Raw genomic sequence first — 19,126 nt, 5'->3', positions numbered from 1 at the left:
CAGCCACGGGCACACTGCCGACGCGATCGAGAACCTCGAAGAACTTCGCCTTGAGTTCCACGGAAACGGACACGGTCCTCGCAACCCCCAGAAGATCCGGGTGTTGCGAGGACCACTAGACCCCAAGGTATAGGAAGGGCCCCTGCTTAACACTCGGCTCACCGGGCCAGCCCGGCGGACGCCCGAGCCGGGTCAGCGTCTCGGCCAGCGGGTCGAGCCCTTCGGTGACCGGTAGCCCGGGGCGGAACGCGGCGCCCGGCAGGAGCCGTTCCGGCCCGTCCGGGATGGCCCGCGCGGTGCGCAGGGCGGCGTGCAGGACCTCGTCGGTGAAGGCCACGTCGACGTCGAGCGCACGGGCCACGTCCCAGCTGTGGACCACGTAGTCGATGAAGTGGAACCGGATCGCCAGGGCACCCGGGAAGGTCGTCGTGGTGCTGAGTTCCGGCAGGGTGAACGGGCGGTCGGCCACCCCGTCCCGGGCGAACGCGGCGACGACCTGCTCCGCCGCCTCGGCGTACTCCTTGACGGGATTGTCGCCCGGTGGGCGCGGACGCCAGACGGCCGGATCGGCGCCGTTGCCGGCGGACGCCGCCGCGAAGCCGTGGTGCTGGACCGTCATGTGGGCCAGCAGGTCGGCGAGCGTCCAGTCCGCGCAGGGGGTGGGCCGGGCCAGGTCGTCGCCGGTCACCCGGGAGACGACCTCGATGCTGGTACGGACGGCCTGCTCGTTCAGCTCCCGGATGTCCGGTGCCATCGTGTTCCTTCCGTGCCGAGAAGGGACCTGCCCCGCTGCCCGTGGTTCTCCCGGACTCAGCGGAGATCATGCTTTCAGCTCCCCGGTCGGCCGACAAGCCAGCGGCTACCACATTCAACCCATGATCAGGGCTTTTTCCACAGGCGACCCGGTTGTCCACAGGGGCGGTTCGCGGGTACGACCCGGACGGCCTGGTGACCCTACGGTCGGCCCGTGCCAGACGACCAGGAGTCCGTGGTACGGCAGCGGCTGCTGAGCCTGCTCGACCGTTCCCTCCGTGACGGCCCATCCGGAGCCGGACCACAACGACAGGCCCTCGGAGCCGGAACGCAGGAACCGGCCCTCGGAGCCGTTGCCGCCGGGCCTGCCCCCTCCGGATCCGTCCTCTCCGGATCTGCTGCCGCCGATGTGGTGCGTCGTTCCGGTCCGGCTCCGGGCGGGGGCCGCACCGACCCGACCGACCCGCCCACGCCCCGGTTGGCCGGTCCCGGTCCGTTCGACCCGGGCCGGCGCGGAGTGAAGGCGCTCGCCGCTGTCGCCGGCCTGGTGGTGCTGGTCGCGGCCGGGTGGGCCTGGCAGTCCCGGCCGCGTACCGAACCGGTGGGCCGGGCCACCCCGTCCACGCCCGCTGGCCTGTCGCCACCGGCCGGCTCACCCGAGGGCCCGTCGGCTGCCGGTTCCGCCGGTACGGGCGAACTGGTCGTCGCGGTCGCCGGCAAGGTGCGTCGGCCCGGTCTGGTACGCCTTCCCGCCGGGGCCCGGGTCGCCGACGCCATCACGGCGGCCGGCGGCGCGTTGCCCGGTGTCGACGTCGCGCTGCTGAATCTGGCCCGCAAAGTCAGCGACGGGGAACTCATCCTGGTCGGGGTGACTGCCCCGCCGGGTGCCGCCCCGGCGGGCGGATCCGGTGCCGTCCCGGGCGCACCGGGTGGTCCTGCGGACGGGCTCCCGGCGGGTGGGAAGGTCAACCTGAACACCGCCACCCTGGCCCAGCTCGACACGCTGCCCGGCGTCGGCCCGGTGCTCGCCCAACGCATCCTCGCCCACCGGGATCAGCACGGCGGGTTCCGGGCCGTGTCCGACCTGCGCCAGGTGGACGGGATCGGTGAGTCCCGGTACGAACAGCTGAAGGACCTGGTGACGGTGTGACCGCCCGGCTCGTGGCGGACGGTGCCCCAGGTCGGCAGACCGGGGATGCCGCTGTGGCGGTCGACGACCGGCCACCGGACCTACGCCTGGCCGGACTGGCCGTGTCCACCTGGCTGAGTGCCCTGGCCGGGCTGCACCTGACCGCGACCACCGCGCTGGTCCTGGCCGTGGTCGGCGCCGGGTCGGCAGCACTGCTCGCGGTGCATGTGCGTAGCGGCCCGGTGAGCGGCGGTTCCGTGAGTGGCGGCCCGGTGAGTGGCGGTGCGGTGAGCGGCGGTGCGGTGAGCGGCCGTGCCGTGAGCGGTGCGGCCGGCCGGGACCGGGTCGACGGGTGCCGGGCGGCATGGCACCGGCTCCTCGGGCGGTACGGCTGGGTCGTGGTCTCGGTGCTGCTCGGGTTGGTCTGCGGTGCCGGGTCGACGGCGGCGCGCCTGGTGGTGCGGGACGCCCCGCCGGTGCGCGCCCTGGCCGAGCAGCGTGCCACCGTGACCGCCGAACTCGTCGTGCGCGACGACCCCCGCCCGGTACGGGGTGCTGCCGGTCGGCCGGCCACCATGCTCGTCGCGACCGAGTCCGCCTGGCTCGATCCGGTGGACGACCCGGCCCGCACCGTCGTGCCGGCACGGGTTCTGGTACTGGCCAGCCATCCGGGCTGGCGGGCCCTGCTGCCCGGCCAGCGGCTGACCGCGACCGGGCGGCTCGCCGTACCACGCGGTGGCGACCTCACCGCGGTGGTGTTGACCAGTACCGGGCCACCGACCCTCGTCGGCCGGCCATCGTGGGCGCAACGGGTCGCCGGTATCCTCCGCGCCGGTCTGCAACGGGCCTGTGCCCCGCTTCCCGACGAGCCGGGTGGCCTGCTGCCCGGTCTGGTGGTGGGGGACACCAGTGAGCTGCCGGCCATGGTCGAGGAGGACTTCCGGGCCACCGGGATGACCCATCTCAACGCGGTCTCCGGCTCCAACGTGGCGATCGTGGTGGGTCTGGTGCTCCTGCTCGCCCGCTGGGCCCGGGCCGGGCCGTGGGTCGCCGCTGGGCTCTGCGCGGTCGCCCTGGTCGGTTTCGTGATTCTCGCCCGCCCCTCACCGAGTGTGGTGCGCGCGGCCACCATGGGCGCGATCGGGCTGGCCGCGTTGGCCACCGGCCGACCCCGGGCAGCGGTACCGGCGCTCGGTGCGGCGGTCACCGTGCTGGTGGTCGTCGACCCGGAGTTGGCCGGCGACGCCGGGTTCGCGCTCTCTGTACTGGCCACCGGCGGTCTGCTGCTGGTCGCGCCGCGCTGGCGGGACGCGCTGCGCCGTCGGGGCGTACCGGCCGGTGTGGCGGAGGCCCTGGTCGTGCCGGCCGCCGCGCAACTGGCCTGTGCGCCGGTCGTCGCCGGGCTCTCCGGGACGGTGAGTCTGGTGGCGGTACCGGCCAATCTGCTCGCCGTACCGGCGATCGCACCGGCGACGATCCTGGGGGTGGCGGCGGCGGTGGTCTCACCGGTCTGGCCGGGCGGGGCCGAGTTCGCCGCCTGGCTCGGCAGTTGGCCGGCGTGGTGGCTGGTCACGGTGGCCCGTCACGGGGCGCAGACCCCGGCCGGCACACTGCCCTGGATCGGTGGGGTGACCGGGGCGCTGCTGCTCGCGGCGGTCACCGTCGCGTTGCTGCTCGGGGTCCGGCATCCCGTGGTACGGCGACTGGTGGCCGTGGTGACCGTCGCGGTGGTGGTCGGCGCGCTGCCGGTCCGTCTGGTCGCGGACGGCTGGCCGCCGGCCGGCTGGGTGGCCGTGGTCTGCGCGGTCGGGCAGGGGGACACCGTCGTCCTCGCCACCGGTCCAGGTCAGGCGGTGGTGGTCGATGCCGGGCCGGACCCGGCGGCGGTGGACCGGTGCCTGCGTCGGCTCGGGGTGGACGAGGTGCCACTGCTGCTGTTCAGCCACTTCCATGCCGACCACACCGGCGGTGTCGACGGCGTGTTCCGGGGACGCCGGGTGACTGCCGTGGCGACCCCCGCCTGGCCTGAGCCGGTGACGGGGCGGGTCGCGGTCGAGTCGGCAGCCCACGCCGCCGGCACCCCGGTCGGTGCGGTCGCGGCGGGCTGGACGTACCGGGCGGGTGGTCTCACGATGACCGTGCTCGGACCACCGCAGCCGCTGCGCGGAACCCGGTCCGACCCGAACAACAACTCCCTCGTGCTGCTCGCACACCTCGGTGGCCTGCGCATCCTGCTGGCCGGGGACGCGGAGACCGAGGAGCAGCGGGCGTTGCTGGAGAGCCCGCCGGGCGCGGGGCTGCGGGCCGAGGTGCTGAAGGTGGCCCACCACGGGTCGGCCTACCAGGATCCCGCCTTCCTGGACGCGGTGGCCCCGACGGTGGCGCTGGTGTCGGTGGGGGTGGGCAACGACTACGGCCATCCCAGCCCGTCCGTGCTGGCGCGGCTGTCCCGGCAGGGGGCCCGGGTGCTTCGTACCGACATCGAGGGTGACCTGGCGGTGGTGGTGCTGTCCGGCGGGCCGGCGGTGGCGACCCGGGGGAACGATCCCTGAGCCGGAGGCGCCTCGGTGGGGGACAGCCGTGACCGTGAGCGTCAAGCCCCAAATGCAGCAATTGTCGATATTCGCACTTTCTGCGGTTGGGTGTCGGGCGGAGTGCCGGCGACCGACGGCGGGGTGTCGGGGCGCATGCGAACATGGGGACCGTGACCCCCGCTGGCGTACCTGCTGTCCTGCTCGTCCTCGGCGACGAGGAACTTCTCGCCACCCGCGCGGTCAGTGACACCGTCGCCGCTGTCCGGTCGACCGACCCGGATGTGGACGTCCGCGAGTACGAGGCCGGCAACCTGACCGTCGGCGAGATCGCCGAGATGCTCAGTCCGTCCCTGTTCGGCGGTCGCCGGGTGATCGTGCTGCGGGCCGCACAGGACGCCCGCAAGGATCTGGTGACCGCACTGCTGGCGTACGCGAAGAATCCCGACCCGGACGTGCACCTGGTCGCGGTGCACGCCGGTGGCGCGAAGGGCAAGGCGTTCGCGGACGGCCTGCGGGCCGCCGGGGCGACCGTCGTACCCGCCGCCAAGTTGAAGGGGGACCAGGCCCGGGTCGCCTTCGTCCGGGACGAGATCCGTCGGGCCGGCGGCACGTGCACGCCGGAGGCCGCCGCCGCGCTCCTCGCCGCGATCGGCAACGACCTGCGGGAGCTTTCCTCCGCCTGCGCCCAGCTGATAGCCGACACCGACGGCCGGATCGGCGCCGACACGGTGGCCCGGTACTACCGGGGGCGGGCCGAGGTGAGCGGGTTCACGGTCGCGGATGCGGCGATCGTCGGTGACGTACCCGGCGCGTTGGAGGCGCTGCGGTGGGCCCTGCACGTCGGGGTCGATCCGGTACCGATCGCCGATGCGCTTGCCGACGGGGTCCGTACGGTGGCCCGGGTGGCGTCCGCCGGCCGGGGGAGTGCCTACCAGCTGGCCAGTTCCCTGGGCATGCCGGCGTGGAAGATCGAACGGGCCCAGCGGCAGGGCCGTGGCTGGACACCGGACGGTCTGGTCACCGCGATGCAGGCGGCGGCGGAGTGCAATGCCGCAGTCAAGGGCGGCGCCGACGACCGGGCGTACGCCCTGGAACGGGCGGTCTTCGCGGTCGCCGCCGCCCGGCAGGACGGTGCCCGGTGATCCGGCGACGGTCGGTGGGCGGGGTACGGTGACGGGCCGCGCAGCCGGGCGACCGGGGGCGGTGGACCAGTCGGTCCGCTCCGTCGAGGACGACCGGTTGCGTCCGCTCTACGCCCGTCTGCTCGGCCTGCGCTTCGTGTACCCGGGCGGAATACTCTGTTTCGTCTTCTTCGAGGGCTCGGTGGCTCTCGCCGCGCTGCTGGCCCTCGCCGAACTGGTCACCTGGTGGGCGGTGCTGATCCTGCCCGCCTTCGTGGCCGCCCTGGTCAAGATGAACGACCTGGTCGTCGGCGCGGTGGTCCGGTCGGCGGCGTTGGTGCCGCAGGGGGAACGGGACCGGTTCCGCCGACAGATGGAACCGGTCGTCGGTCGGGCGCGGGTGCCGGCATCCGCGCCCGACCGGTCCGGCTGACATTGTCACCGGGCGTACGGCAGCCGTCGCGGTGTCGCACCGGCAGATGGCGGTGTGTCCGGCGGCACGGCGGAAGAGTGGAACGGCGGAAGAGTGGAACGGCGGTCCAACGGAACGGCCGAACGATGGCACGGCGGAACGGCGGCACGACAAAATCCCCCGGGTACGCCCCGGGGGATTCTGGGAGGTCTCGGGAGACCGTCAGGCAGCGAGCGACTGCACGCGCTTGGCGATCGCAGACTTGCGGTTCGCCGCCTGGTTGCTGTGGATCACGCCCTTGCTGACAGCCTTGTCCAACTTGCGCGAGGCGTCCCGCATGAGCTCGGTGGCCTTGGTGGCGTCACCGGACTCAGCGGCCTCGTGGAACTTGCGGATGGCGGTCTTCAGCGACGACTTGACCGACTTGTTACGCAGCCGGCGCTTCTCGTTCTGCCGGTTGCGCTTGATCTGGGACTTGATGTTCGCCACGCGACAGCCTCGTCTTTATAGCTCGGGTTTGGTCTGCTTAGGTGCGCGGGCGACAAGCAGGCGTCACCGCTGCGCGAAGAGCCAGGTTACCAGGTCCGCCCGGACGAGCCAAAACGGCTCAGCCCCGCCGCCGGAACCGGGGCTCCGGATGCCGGTCCGGGGTGCGGCACCCCGGGGTGGCAGGCGGTGGTCGGCGCGGTGGTCGCCCGACCCGTCGTAGCACTCTGCCAGACTTCCGGACCATGCGGACGGATGAGTTCTGGGCAGTGATCGAACGGGCCCGGACCGGGGCGGACGGCCGGGTCGGGACCATCGCCGAGCGGGTCACGGCGGAACTGGCGGACCGGGACCCGGCCGAGATCGTGGGTTTCGACCGGCATCTCGCCCGGGTGCTGGCCGCCTCCTACCGTGAGGATCTCTGGGGAGCGGCGTACCTGATCAACGGGGGCTGTTCGGACGACGGGTTCGACTACTTCCGTGGCTGGCTGATGGCCCAGGGGCGGGCGGTCTTCGCCCGTGCCGTGACCGAGCCGGACTCGCTGGCCGAACTGCCGGTCGTCCGGCGGGCGGCGGCCACCGGCGAGGAGTTCGAGGGCGGCGAGATGCTCTCCGTCGCGTTGCACGCCTACCAGCGGGCAACCGGCACCGAGTTGCCCACCGATCCTGATCCGGTACCCGGCCCCGACCTGGACGGGTTCTGGGACTTCGACGACGAGGAGCAGGCCCAGCGGCGGCTTCCCCGGCTCGCGGCCCTGTTCGTCGCCCCACCCGAGGAGTGAGTGGCCCTGCCCGAGGAGTGAGTGGCCGCACCCGAGGAGTGACCTGAGCGGACCCGAGGAGTGATCCGACCTCGGCCCGGGGGAGTGAGCCGAGGAGTGATCCGAGTCCGCCCCGGGCGACGTGGGAGCATAGAGAGGGCCGGTGCACCTGCCGGCCGTCGCCACCTCCGTCAGCCGACCAGAACGGACCGCTGTGCCACCGACGCTCGATCCCGGCGCGAACGCGCCCGGTGCCACCGAACCCGGCCGCATCCGGAACTTCTGCATCATCGCCCACATCGACCACGGGAAGTCGACCCTGGCCGACCGGATGTTGCAGCTCACCGAAGTCGTCGATCCCCGGCAGATGCGCGCGCAGTACCTGGACCGGATGGACATCGAGCGCGAGCGCGGCATCACCATCAAGAGCCAGGCCGTCCGCATGCCGTGGACCGTCCGCGAGGGTGACCAGCAGGGCGAACGGGCCGTCCTCAACATGATCGACACCCCCGGCCACGTGGACTTCACCTACGAGGTGTCCCGGTCGCTGGCCGCCTGCGAGGGCGCGGTGCTCCTGGTCGACGCGGCGCAGGGGATCGAGGCCCAGACCCTGGCCAACCTCTACCTCGCCCTCGAGAACGACCTGCACGTCATCCCGGTCCTCAACAAGATCGACCTGCCGGCCGCCCAGCCGGAGAAGTACGCCGAGGAACTGGCCCACCTGATCGGCTGCGACCCGGGGGACTGCATCCGGGTCTCCGGCAAGACCGGTGAGGGCGTACCGCACCTGCTCGACGAGATCGTCCGGCAGTTCAAGCCGCCGGTCGGCGTCGCCGACGCACCGGCCCGCGCCATGATCTTCGATTCGGTGTACGACGTGTACCGGGGCGTGGTCACCTACGTCCGGGTCATCGACGGGCGGATCAGCGCCCGGGACCGGATCAAGATGATGTCCACCGGCGCGGTCCACGAACTGCTGGAGATCGGCGTCATCTCCCCGGAGATGCAGAAGGCCGACGCCCTCGGCGTGGGTGAGGTGGGCTACCTCATCACCGGCGTGAAGGACGTCCGGCAGTCCCGGGTCGGTGACACGGTCACCATCAACGCGCGGCCGGCGACCGAGGCGCTCGGCGGGTACAAGGACCCGAAGCCGATGGTCTACTCCGGGCTGTACCCGATCGACGGCTCGGACTACCCGAACCTGCGCGAGGCGCTGGACAAGCTCAAGCTCAACGACGCCGCGCTGGACTACGAGCCGGAGACCTCGGGTGCGCTCGGGTTCGGCTTCCGGTGCGGCTTCCTCGGCCTGCTGCACCTGGAGATCATCCGGGAACGGCTGGAGCGGGAGTACAACCTCGACCTGATCTCCACCGCCCCGAACGTGGTCTACCGGGCGGTCATGGAGGACGGCAAGGAGATCGTGGTCACCAACCCGAGCGAGTACCCGACCGGCAAGATCGCCGAGGTGTACGAGCCGGTGGTGCGGGCCACGGTGCTCACCCCCAACGACTACGTGGGGGCGGTGATGGAGCTCTGCCAGGGACGCCGGGGCACTCTGCTCGGCATGGACTACCTCTCCGCCGACCGGGTGGAACTGCGGTACACGCTGCCGCTGGCCGAGATCATCTTCGACTTCTTCGACCAGTTGAAGAGCCGGACCAAGGGGTACGCCTCGCTCGACTACGAGCCCTCGGGCGAGCAGTCGTCCGAACTGGTCAAGGTGGACATCCTCCTGCACGGTGAGCCGGTGGACGCGTTCAGCGCGATCGTGCACAAGGACAAGGCGTACAACTACGGGGTCACCATCGCGGCGAAGCTGCGTGCCCTCATCCCGCGCCAGCAGTTCGAGGTGCCGATCCAGGCGGCGATCGGCAACCGGGTGATCGCCCGGGAGACGATCCGGGCGATCCGCAAGGACGTGCTCGCCAAGTGCTACGGCGGTGACATCAGTCGTAAGCGCAAACTGCTGGAGAAGCAGAAGGAAGGCAAGAAGCGCATGAAGATGGTCGGTCGGGTGGAGGTGCCGCAGGAGGCGTTCATCGCCGCCCTGTCCACCTCCGACGGGCCGGAGGCCAAAACGCCGAAGAAGTAGCGCCGCGCGACCGCGTGAAACAGCCGCCCCGGGTCCTCCCGGGGCGGCTGTTGTCGTACGACAAACTTTTTCCGACCTGCCGGCGGCCCCGCCCGGCCTGGACGCGAACCGTCCTGAGCTGCGGTGATGCCGTGCCCCCGGGGTTGATGGCGGCTGCCGATCGGCGGTGGGAAACGCGGGACCACGGATCTGTCGGTTTGAGTTTCCAGCGGCTCGGGCACTTAGCGGTCACGACAGGAACGTCATCGTCTGACAGATAGTCATTGAGGAGGAGCGACCGTGACCGTCATGGGAATCATCACCGCGCTCATTGTTGGTCTCATCGTCGGCGCGTTGGGGCGCCTGGTCGTCCCGGGTCGTCAGAACATGCCGATCTGGCTGCACATGCTGATCGGTGTGGGTGCGGCTCTGCTCGGTACGGTGATCGCGCGGGCTGCGGGCATCGCGACGCAGACGTCGGGTGTCGACTGGGCCGAGTTGCTGGTCCAGGTGGTCGTGGCGGCGATCGCGGTCGCGATCGTGGCGGGTGTGGGTAGCCGTCGGAGTGTCACGCACCGGTAAGTATCCACGGTATTCACTTCTCGAAGGCGCCCGGCCGACCGGCCGGGCGCCTTCGCGTCGGTGGGCGCTCCGTCCTTCGGGCGGCGCGGTTCCCCGAGGGGGGGCGGACCACCCTGACCGTGTCCGCGCACTGCCGTGCCGGCGGTCCGTCATGGTTCCGTGCCGGTCCGGGACGTGGGTCCCGTTCCCGCTGCTCTGGTCAGGGATGTCCGGTATCCGGGTTTGAGTTTCCGGACGGATGGGCACCTAGTGGTCACGACAGGAACGTCATCGTCTGACAGATAGTCATTGAGGAGGAGCGACCGTGACCGTCATGGGAATCATCACCGCGCTCATTGTTGGTCTCATCGTCGGCGCGTTGGGGCGCCTGGTCGTCCCGGGTCGTCAGAACATGCCGATCTGGCTGCACATGCTGATCGGTGTGGGTGCGGCTCTGCTCGGTACGGTGATCGCGCGGGCTGCGGGCATCGCGACGCAGACGTCGGGTGTCGACTGGGCCGAGTTGCTGGTCCAGGTGGTCGTGGCGGCGATCGCGGTCGCGATCGTGGCGGGTGTGGGTAGCCGTCGGAGTGTCACGCACCGGTAAGTATCCACGGTATTCACTTCTCGAAGGCGCCCGGTCGGTCGGCCGGGCGCCTTCGTGCTGCCCACCTGCCAGGTCGTGACCCCCGACCCCCCTGTCGTAAAGAATTTTTTCGTACTAAGGTGCGGCGGGGAAGGTAAGTGCCAGAGGTTCAAGGGAGAACTGGCGTGAACAGGTGGAAGCGACTGGCTCCGGTCACCGCCGTCGTGGCCTCGGCCGCGATGCTGCTCGCCGGTTGTGGCGGCTCGGGTGACGACGAAAAGGCAGCGGACAACAGCAAGCTGACCGTCTGGATGATGGGCGAGGGCAGCGAGGCGCAGACCGCGTTCCTCGACAGCGTCGAGACCGAGTTCAAGAAGAAGCACCCGGAGACGGACGTCGTCGTGCAGTACGTCCCCTGGCTGGAGGCGCCGAAGAAGTTCCAGGCCGCGCTCGCCGGTGGCGAGGGACCGGACGTGACCGAGCTGGGCAACACCGAGACCCAGGGTTGGGCCGCCCAGGAGGCGCTGGCCGACCTCACCGACCGGATGGCCGGCTGGGCCGAGGGCAAGGACATCCTGCCCGACCTGGCGAAGAACGCCCAGCTCGACGGCAAGCAGTACGGCGTGCCGTGGTACGCCGGGGTCCGGGCCATGTACTACCGCACCGACTGGTTCGCCGAGGCCGGCGTGCAGCCGCCGAAGAACTGGGACGAACTGGTGGCCGCCGCCAAGGCGGTACAGGCCAAGAAGCCCGGCACCTACGGGATCGCCCTGCCGGGCAACTCCGAACTGCCGTTCTACTCCTTCCTCTGGGGCGCCGGTGGCGAGATCGCCACGAAGAACGGCGACTCCTGGAAGTCCGGCTACAGCAGCCCCGAGGCGCAGAAGGCGGTCAAGTTCTGGACCGACCTGGTGACCGTGCACAAGGTCGCCCCGCCGGCCGCCGCCGGCTGGAACGAGATCGACGCGCGTACCCAGTTCGCCACCGGCAAGGCGGCGATGGCGTTCGGTGGTAGCTGGCAGCAGGGCGCCATCAAGAAGGACAACCCCGACATCGAGAAGGTCTGGGGTACCTTCCCGATCCCCGGCCCGGACGGCCAGCCGGCCCCGGCCTTCGCCGGTGGCTCCGACCTGGCGGTCTGGAAGGACAGCAAGCGGCAGGACCTGGCCTGGGACTACCTGACCGTGCTGAACAACAAGCAGAACTCGGCGAAGTTCGCCAGCAGCCTCGGCTTCTTCCCGGTCTACCAGGACCTGGTGAAGGACGGTAGCTACGCCAACGACAAGATCATGGCGGCGTTCGCCACCACCATGCAGAACACCAAGCTCACGCCGCTCACCCCGAAGTGGGTCGAGGTCAGCCGGACCAAGACGGTGACCCAGGCGATGAACAGCTCGGTCATGAAGGGTCAGAAGACGGTCGAGAAGGCCACCGCCGACGCGGCCGCCGAGATGGAAAGCATCCTCAACGCCAAGTGACCACGCTGACCGAGGCGCCGGAGGCGTCCGCCGCGCGGGAGACCCCCGCGCGGCGGCGCCGCCCGGTGGACCGCCTACCGTACCTGCTGCTCCTGCCCTGCCTGGTCATCATCGCCGTGCTCCTGCTCTGGCCGCTCGGCCAGGTGGTGACGATGTCCTTCTTCAAGCTGGACAACGTCCGCCAGTTGCGCGGTGACCGTGAGTGGCCGTGGGTCGGGCTGGCCAACTACACCGAGATTCTCGGCGACCCGTTCTTCCACACGGTGCTGCGCAACACGGTGCTCTTCGCGCTGGCCAACGTGCTGCTCACCATGGTCCTCGGCACCCTGGTCGGGCTGCTGCTCAACCGGCTCTCCGCGCGGATGGCCACCTTCGTGGGTACCTGTGTGATGCTCGCCTGGGCCACCCCGGCCCTGACCGGCGCCATCGTCTGGAAGTGGATCTTCGACGACACCAGTGGCCTGGTCACCTGGCTGTTCAACGCGCTGCCCGACGGGCTCTCCACCGCACTGTTCGGACGGGCCGACTGGACCGGCTACGGCTGGTTCAACTCGCCGCTGCTCTTCTTCGCGATCCTCACCCTGGTGGTGGTCTGGCACTCGTTCCCGTTCATCGCGGTGAGCGTGCTCGCCGGGCTCAAGAGCGTACCGAGCGAGCTGCACGAGGCGGCCCGGGTGGACGGCGCCGGCCCGTGGAAGGTGTTCTGGAAGGTGACCTTCCCGCTGCTCCGGCCGGTCTTCGGGATCCTGATCGTGCTCTCCACCATCTGGGACTTCAAGGTCTTCACCCAGCAGTTCGCGCTGGCCGGGGGTACCCAGGACCGGACCACGTACATGCTCTCCATCTACTCGTACGCGTCGGCCTTCTCGCCGCCGCCCAAGTACGGCCTGGGCGCCGCCATCGCGGTGATCCTCACCCTGATCCTGCTCGTGGTGACCGGGTTCTACGTCCGCATGGTGCTCCGACAGGAGGAATCGTGAAGCGCGCCGCCGTCGTCAAGCGGGTCGCTCTCAACGGCGCCGGCCTGCTGGTCGCGCTCTTCGCGGCGTTCCCGGTCTACTGGATGATCTCCACCTCGCTCAAGCCGAACCGGGAGATCTTCTCCACCACGCCCCGACCGGTACCGGCCAACCCGACGCTGGAGCACTACCGGGAGATCCTCACCGGGGACCTGATCCCGGGCGTGACCTTCGTCGACTTCTTCCTCAACAGCGTCCTCGTCGCGGCGGCCACCGTACTGCTCAGCGGCCTGGTCGCCCTGCTCGCCGCGACCGCGGTGGCCCGGTTCCGGTTCCGGCTGCGGACCTCGTTCCTGATCATGCTGCTGGTGGTGCAGATGATCCCGCTGGAGGCGCTGGTCATCCCGCTGTTCCTGATGATCCAGCGGCTCGGCCTCTACAACACGCTGCCCAGTCTGATCCTGACCTACCTGGGCTTCTCGCTGCCCTTCGCGGTCTGGATGCTGCGCGGCTTCGTCGCCGCCGTACCGAAGGAACTGGAGGAGGCCGCCGCGATCGACGGGGCCAGTCGGGCGCAGACCTTCCGGCGGATCCTCTTCCCGCTGGTGGCGCCCGGCCTGGTGGCCACCAGCATCTTCTCCTTCATCACCGCGTGGAACGAGCTGATCTTCGCGTTGACCTTCATCAACGACCAGGACCGCTACACGCTGCCGGTTGCGATGACGTTCTTCTTCGGCCGCGACGACACCGCCTGGGGCTCGGTGATGGCGGCCTCCACCCTGCTCACCGTGCCGGTCATCATCTTCTTCGTCCTGGTGCAGCGCCGGATGGTTTCCGGACTGGTGGCCGGCGCCGTCAAGGGCTGAGCCGCAGCGGAAGCCGTCGGGAGGGTGTGCCGAAGGGTGTTAGGAAGGGCCCCTTCCTATCGTTTTCGGTAGAGGAAGGGGCCCTTCCTTGCAGTTCTGCGAAAGGTACGGTGTCCGGCATGACGGGCAGACTCCTCTCGGTGAACCTCGCGGTGGTGACCCGGGCCGACTGGGCCGGTGACCCGAGCGGGCTCAGTGGCATCGACAAGCGGTCGACCGCCGGTCGGGTGACGCTGCGCGCCGACGGCGTCGAGGGGGACTTCGTCGGCGAACGGGCGGTCCACGGCGGGGTGGACAAGGCGGTCTACGCGTACGCCACCGAGGACACCGCCTGGTGGGCAGGGGACCTGGGGCGGGACATTCCGCCCGGTGGCCTCGGTGAGAACCTCACCACCGAGGCCGTCGACGTGACCGGCGCGGTGATCGGGGAACGCTGGGCGGTCGGCTCAGCCGTGCTGGAGGTCGCCCAGCCACGCCTGCCGTGCCGGACCTTCGCCGGCTACTGGGGGGTACCCGATCTGATCAAGCGGTTCACCGCGCGGGCGGTCCCCGGGGCGTACCTGCGGGTGGTGCGGGACGGGGAGGTCACCGCCGGGGATCCGGTCGAGGTGACGTACCGGCCGGAGCACGGAGTGACCATCGGTCTGACCTTCCGTGCGTTGACCGGCGAACCCGCGTTGCTGCCCCGGCTACTGCTCGCCCCGGAGTTGCCCGACGACATCCGGGACCGGGCCCGCCGCCGGCTCGGCGACCGAAAGGCCGGCGACACCTGAGCCAGGAGCCGTCCCGGCGACACCTGAGCGGCGAGCCGTCCCGGTGACCGGTACCCCGGCCCGTGCCGGGTCGGCGGGGGAACGCGAGAACCGGACGAGCGCGAGAAGACATGCCAGCCCGAGCACGATCTCCGCTCCGGTGGCGATCACCAGTCCGTCCGCCGGTACCCCGTCGACCGCGATCCCCAGGACCCGGGACAGCCCATAGGAGAGATAGACCACGGCACCCAGCGCGGCGGCGGTGGACATCCACCGGGCGACCACCGCACCGAGCATGATCAGTACGCCGGCGGCGAGCAGCGCGCCACCGGCGGCCCGCACCTCACTGAGCAGGCTGATGTCACCACCGAGGTCGACACCGTTGGCCCGGTGGAAGGCGGCGGGTGAGAAGAGGCCGGCCGCCCCGATCCCGGCCACGATGCTCCCCGCGCCGAGCAGGACCGTCCGCCACAGTGTCCGGTCGCGCACCTGCGGCCCCGCCCCGCTCACGGTCGCCACACCCCGGACGCGGCGACGGTACGGCAGAAGTCGGTGAAGTCGCGCGGCTCCCGACCGAGTGCCTCCTGCACGCCGTACCCGAGTGACGCGTTGCGTCCGTCGAACACCTCCGTACACAGGTTGGTGAACAGGTCGGCGTACTCCGGGCCGACACTTTCGGTGAGCGTGGCCCGGAACTGCTCCGGCGCGACAGCGACGTACCCGATCCGGCGGCCGGCTGCCGCCGACATCTCGGCGGCAGCGTCGGCGAAGGTCAGCAGGCGCGGTCCGGTGAGTTCGTAGAGCCTGCCCGCGTGCCGCTCGTCGGTGAGCGCCGCGACCGCGACGTCGGCGATGTCGTCGACGTCGACGAACGGCTCGGCGACCGTCCCGGCAGGCAGCGCGATCGTCCCCCCGAGTACCGGTTCGAGCAGGTGCCCCTCCGAGAAGTTCTGCGCGAACCAGCTCGTCCGGACGAGGGTGTGGCTCAGGCCCGACCCCCGGACGATCTCCTCGCAGTGCTGGGCGTGCTGTTCGCCCCGCCCGGAGAGCAGGACCAGGTGTCGTACCCCCAGCTCGGCGGCGCACGACACCAGCCCGGAGATCGCGTCCGGCGCGCCGGGCGCCGCGAGGTCCGGATGGTACGAGAGGTAGGCGGCGTCGATGCCGCGCAGTGCTTCCGGCCAGGTTGCCGGCTCGGTCCAGTCGAAGGGCGGATCGGAGCGGCGGGATGCGCCGCGGACCTGGTGGCCGCTGCCGGTGAGCTGGCGGACGATGCGTCGGCCGGTCTTGCCGGTCGAGCCGACGACGAGAATGCGGGACGGGGACATCCGAGATCCTTTCCACGGGAAGGTGTCCCCAGTCTGTGGCGGCTGTTCTGGACCGACAATGATCATTGATCCGCAGTTGTGTGCTGATCGTCCAGCGGCGTGGACGATCGGCAAACCAGGTGCCACCATGCGGCATGACCCGCGAGACTCCCTGCGACCTGCCCACCCCGGTCGACGTCCTAGGCGAGGTGCTGCACCCGCTCCGGCTCTCCGGCACCCTCTACTGCCGGGCCGAACTCTCCGCCCCCTGGGGCGTCGACGTGCCACCGCTCGACGGGCTCATGACGGTGCAGATCGTGACGTCGGGCAGTTGCTGGCTGGAGATCGACGGGCTGGCGCCGCGCCGGCTGGCGCAGGGCAGCCTCACGTTGATCCCGCACGGTACCCCGCACCGCCTGCGCAGTGCTCCCGGAGTCGCCGTCGCGCCGCTCTTCGCGCTACCGGTGGAGCAGGTCAGCGAGCGGTACGAGATCATGCGGTACGGGGCCGGTGGGGAGATCACCCACGTCACCTACGCCGTGGTGCAGCTCGACCATGTCGCGGCCCGGCGCCTGCTGGCCCAACTGCCCCGGGTACTGCACGTCGACGCCTGGGACGACGATGACGCCAGTTGGCTGCACAGCACGCTCCGGCTCATCTCCCGGGAGGCGCTCGCGTTGCGTCCCGGCGGCGAGACGGTGCTCACCCGGCTCGCCGACATCCTCGTCATCCAGGCCATCCGGGCCTGGCTCGATTCGGCCCCGGAGGCACGTCAGGGCTGGTTGGCCGCGCTCCGCGACGGCCAGATCGGGCGGGCGCTGGCCGCCATCCACCGCGCACCGCAGCGGGACTGGACCGTGGCGACCCTGGCGCGGGAAGCCGGCATGTCGCGCTCGGCCTTCTCCGCCCGGTTCACCGAACTCGTCGGTGAGTCGGCGGTGCGCTACCTCACCAACTGGCGGATGCAGCTCGCCCACGCGCATCTCCAGCAGCACCCGGAGCCGAACGCGGCCGTGGCACGCCGGTTCGGGTACGAGTCCGAGGCCGCGTTCTGCCGGGCCTTCAAGCGGACGTTCGGTGTGTCCCCGGGCAGCGTCCGCCATGCGCCGGGTACGCCGTCCGGAGGGCCGGGTACGCCGCCCGGGGCGATGCTGCCCGGCGCGCCGGCAGATCCCGCAGCCGGAGTACCGCAGGTGTGAGGGCCGCCGGTGTGAGGGCCGCAGCTGTTAAAAAGGGCCCCTTCCTATACCGAAAACGATAGGAAGGGGCCCTTCCTTACCCTGTCAGCGGAGCCAGGGGATGCTGCGGTCCAGCAGACCCCGGGTCTTCAGTTCCTTGCGCAGCGGGATCTCGTCGTCGACGTACCCGTTCCAGTTGATGCCCCAGTAGTTCGCGGTGTGGGTACCCTCACCGCAGAGCTGGCGCTGGACGGGGGTGCGGTTGGCCCACCACTCGCCGTCGGGGTCGATGTGCAGCTCGTCCAGCGGCCGGATCCACCGGTAGGTGTAGCCGATGAAGAGCATCTTGCGGGTGATCGTCGACAGGTTGGTCGAGCGGCTGTGCCACTGGCGCCGGTCGAAGATGAACGCGTCGCCCGGGTTGGCGGTGATCTCGACGGTGCCCTCCGGGTCGGGGTTGTGCACCGTGGTGTCGGCCGGCCGGGGCAGCGAGTTCCACAGGTGGCTGCCCGGGATGACCTTGGTCGCCCCCCGGCCCTTCTCCGACAGGTCGGACAGGACGTAGGCCACCTTCAGCGAGAACATCGGCCGGGGCAGGTTCGGGTCCATCGTCTCCGGGTCGGAGTTCTGCCGGTACCCGTCCTGGTGCCAGCCCCAGTACGGCTTCTCCGGCTCGGCGGCCGGCGGGGTGACGTCCAGGTGGTTGTGGTGGGTGTAGATGTTCCACCCGGCCAGCCCCCACATGTACGGGAAGGCGATGGGGTGGGTGAGCAGGTCGCCGAAGAGCTCGTCGCGCTCCAGGAAGCCCAGCAGGTGCAGGGTGCCGTCCTTGGTGGTCCGGCCGGCCGCCAGTTCCTCCGCGTACACCCGGTCCACGGCGGCTTCCAGTGCCGCCCGGTGGTCCTCGGTCAGGACGTTGCGGAGCAGCAGGAAGCCCTGCTCGTGAAACTCCTTGCGGTCAGTGTCGCTGATCGGTTCGTAACCGGTCCGGCCGCCGTAATCGAACACCGCGTCCATCCCTCCCCATGACGTGTAAGCCCTCTCGGGCACAGGTTGCCGATCGTAACGTGACGCTGGGGAGCCGGCTCGCGCGCGCCGAGCGCGTGGCGCGTCGGATCAGACGCCGGGGAACGATTCGATCACCCCTGGTGAGGGAGATACAGCTCTTTGCCCAGCTCATACCCATTTGCCGAATTGTTCAGTCACTGCTGGTAGGGAAATCCGGTGCCCGTCGATCAGGTGTCGGCGAAGACCTCGGCGATCACCGAGCCCGCCGGACCGGTGCCGGAGACCCGGGTCCAGTCACCGTCCGCTGCGGTCCACTCCAGGTCGCCGAAGCGCACCCGCTTCACCCCGTGGTCGTCCGCGTGCGACACCAGCCAGTGCGCGTACTGCCAGCCGGCCCGGTCGTCGCGTACCGGCACGCTCAGCCCGGCCAGGCCGGTCGCGGTGGCCTTCAGCCCCCAGTCCAGGGTCAACCCCCGGGTCAGGGCCGCCGCCGCCGCGTCCCCCCGCATCGCCGGGGTCCGGGCCACCGTGCAGGCGACCGCCCCGGTGGCCTCCCCGAGCAGCGCCCTGGCCAGCACCTCGGACTCGTCCGCCCATTTCTGGTACGCCTCGGGGAACGCCGACCGCTGCACCTTCTGCGCGGCGTCGGTCACCCGCATGTCCTCCCAGCCGCGCACCTTCTTCAGCGCCGCGTAGAACCGGTTCGTGGCGTACCTCGGGTCCCGGATCTGCTCCGGCGTGCCCCAGCCCTGGCTGGGGCGCTGCTGGAACAGCCCGATGGAGTCCCGGTCCCCGCCGGCGAGGTTCTCCAGGCCGGACTCCTGGTACGCGGTGGCCAGGGCCACCACCACGGCCCGCGCCGGCATTCCGCGCTTGACCCCGATGGCGGCGATGGTCGCCGCGTTCGCCATCTGCGCCGGGTTCAGGTCGACCCGGCCGTCCGCGGAGACCGTGCAGGTGCGGCTGGCCAACGGCAGCGGCAACCGGTGTCCGAACTGCCGGGCGAGGACGAACACCCCGAGCCCGACGAGTACGACGACCACGACCCCTGCCGCCACGATTGCCCGAGTCCGCACCCGCACCCCCTGTTCGACAGTCCGACCAGCGTACGTCCCCGCCGCCAGAACGAGCCCGCGTGGAAGTGGGCCCGGCGCGCCGCCGACC

19 protein-coding genes are annotated in these 19,126 nt (G+C 70.7%); 13 read left to right on the top strand and 6 right to left on the bottom strand.

Going from position 1 to position 19,126, the window contains the following annotated elements; translation table 11 throughout:
- Positions 1-115 precede the first annotated feature (115 nt).
- Positions 116-754: a TIGR03086 family metal-binding protein gene (locus GSF22_RS15200; protein ID WP_208814225.1), complete on the bottom strand. Its 639-nt coding sequence runs from the start codon at positions 752-754 to the stop codon at positions 116-118.
- 213 nt (positions 755-967) lie between these two features.
- On the opposite strand from GSF22_RS15200, the gene GSF22_RS15195 reads away from it, so the two are divergent.
- From GSF22_RS15195 to GSF22_RS15180, 4 genes are all read left to right on the top strand, one after another.
- Complete coding sequence (locus GSF22_RS15195; protein WP_208814224.1) at positions 968-1,903, top strand: helix-hairpin-helix domain-containing protein; 936 nt, start codon at positions 968-970, stop codon at positions 1,901-1,903.
- Positions 1,904-1,914: 11 nt separating this feature from the next.
- Positions 1,915-4,434 (top strand): ComEC/Rec2 family competence protein, encoded by a 2,520-nt coding sequence (locus GSF22_RS15190; RefSeq protein WP_439957782.1) that lies wholly within the window; start codon positions 1,915-1,917, stop codon positions 4,432-4,434.
- Between the two features lie 143 nt (positions 4,435-4,577).
- A complete protein-coding gene (holA, locus tag GSF22_RS15185) occupies positions 4,578-5,558 on the top strand; it encodes a DNA polymerase III subunit delta (protein ID WP_208814223.1) in 981 nt (326 codons plus the stop codon).
- Between the two features lie 61 nt (positions 5,559-5,619).
- A complete protein-coding gene (locus GSF22_RS15180; RefSeq protein WP_208814228.1) occupies positions 5,620-5,970 on the top strand; it encodes a hypothetical protein in 351 nt (116 codons plus the stop codon).
- A 201-nt stretch (positions 5,971-6,171) separates the two neighbouring features.
- Here GSF22_RS15180 and rpsT read toward each other — a convergent pair whose 3' ends face one another.
- A complete protein-coding gene (gene rpsT / locus GSF22_RS15175) occupies positions 6,172-6,438 on the bottom strand; it encodes a 30S ribosomal protein S20 (RefSeq protein ID WP_208814222.1) in 267 nt (88 codons plus the stop codon).
- Positions 6,439-6,680: 242 nt separating this feature from the next.
- Here rpsT and GSF22_RS15170 point away from each other — a divergent pair, with 242 nt between their 5' ends.
- The 8 genes from GSF22_RS15170 (at position 6,681) to GSF22_RS15135 (ending at position 14,490) form a co-directional block, all read left to right on the top strand.
- A complete protein-coding gene (locus tag GSF22_RS15170) occupies positions 6,681-7,217 on the top strand; it encodes a DUF4240 domain-containing protein (RefSeq protein WP_208814221.1) in 537 nt (178 codons plus the stop codon).
- Positions 7,218-7,410: 193 nt separating this feature from the next.
- Entirely contained in the window at positions 7,411-9,288 is a 1,878-nt protein-coding gene (gene lepA, locus GSF22_RS15165; RefSeq protein WP_208814227.1) for a translation elongation factor 4, read from the top strand.
- Between the two features lie 288 nt (positions 9,289-9,576).
- Entirely contained in the window at positions 9,577-9,849 is a 273-nt protein-coding gene (locus tag GSF22_RS15160; protein WP_208814226.1) for a GlsB/YeaQ/YmgE family stress response membrane protein, read from the top strand.
- A 313-nt stretch (positions 9,850-10,162) separates the two neighbouring features.
- Positions 10,163-10,435: a GlsB/YeaQ/YmgE family stress response membrane protein gene (locus GSF22_RS15155; RefSeq protein WP_208814226.1), complete on the top strand. Its 273-nt coding sequence runs from the start codon at positions 10,163-10,165 to the stop codon at positions 10,433-10,435.
- Positions 10,436-10,599: 164 nt separating this feature from the next.
- Entirely contained in the window at positions 10,600-11,892 is a 1,293-nt protein-coding gene (locus GSF22_RS15150; protein WP_208814220.1) for a sugar ABC transporter substrate-binding protein, read from the top strand.
- Entirely contained in the window at positions 11,889-12,872 is a 984-nt protein-coding gene (locus tag GSF22_RS15145) for a carbohydrate ABC transporter permease (protein WP_208814219.1), read from the top strand. The genes GSF22_RS15150 and GSF22_RS15145 overlap by 4 nt, the downstream gene beginning before the upstream one ends.
- On the top strand, positions 12,869-13,717 hold the full coding sequence (locus tag GSF22_RS15140; protein WP_208814218.1) for a carbohydrate ABC transporter permease: 849 nt from the start codon (positions 12,869-12,871) through the stop codon (positions 13,715-13,717). The genes GSF22_RS15145 and GSF22_RS15140 overlap by 4 nt, the downstream gene beginning before the upstream one ends.
- Before the next feature lie 119 nt (positions 13,718-13,836).
- Positions 13,837-14,490, top strand: a complete 654-nt coding sequence (locus GSF22_RS15135; protein ID WP_208814217.1) for an MOSC domain-containing protein — start codon at positions 13,837-13,839, stop codon at positions 14,488-14,490.
- Here the strand turns inward: GSF22_RS15135 and GSF22_RS15130 are convergent.
- On the bottom strand, positions 14,407-14,979 hold the full coding sequence (locus GSF22_RS15130; protein WP_208814216.1) for a DUF4345 domain-containing protein: 573 nt from the start codon (positions 14,977-14,979) through the stop codon (positions 14,407-14,409). The two genes, GSF22_RS15135 and GSF22_RS15130, sit on opposite strands and share 84 nt — an antisense overlap.
- A complete protein-coding gene (locus GSF22_RS15125; protein ID WP_208814215.1) occupies positions 14,976-15,797 on the bottom strand; it encodes an SDR family oxidoreductase in 822 nt (273 codons plus the stop codon). Before GSF22_RS15125 ends, GSF22_RS15130 begins: the two co-directional genes overlap by 4 nt.
- Before the next feature lie 134 nt (positions 15,798-15,931).
- On the opposite strand from GSF22_RS15125, the gene GSF22_RS15120 reads away from it, so the two are divergent.
- Positions 15,932-16,975, top strand: a complete 1,044-nt coding sequence (locus tag GSF22_RS15120; RefSeq protein ID WP_208814214.1) for an AraC family transcriptional regulator — start codon at positions 15,932-15,934, stop codon at positions 16,973-16,975.
- Positions 16,976-17,059: 84 nt separating this feature from the next.
- Here the strand turns inward: GSF22_RS15120 and GSF22_RS15115 are convergent, their stop codons facing one another.
- Together GSF22_RS15115 and GSF22_RS15110 are read right to left on the bottom strand one after the other, a co-directional pair.
- Positions 17,060-17,971, bottom strand: coding sequence for a phytanoyl-CoA dioxygenase family protein (locus tag GSF22_RS15115; protein ID WP_208814213.1), 912 nt, complete (start codon positions 17,969-17,971; stop codon positions 17,060-17,062).
- A 218-nt stretch (positions 17,972-18,189) separates the two neighbouring features.
- Complete coding sequence (locus GSF22_RS15110) at positions 18,190-19,044, bottom strand: hypothetical protein (RefSeq protein ID WP_208814212.1); 855 nt, start codon at positions 19,042-19,044, stop codon at positions 18,190-18,192.
- Positions 19,045-19,126: the final 82 nt, after the last annotated feature.

This window comes from Micromonospora echinofusca (assembly GCF_017614955.1).
Taxonomy (GTDB): domain Bacteria; phylum Actinomycetota; class Actinomycetes; order Mycobacteriales; family Micromonosporaceae; genus Micromonospora; species Micromonospora echinofusca_A.
Note: the sequence above shows the minus strand (reverse complement) of the source record. Positions and strands in the feature narration are given on the sequence as shown.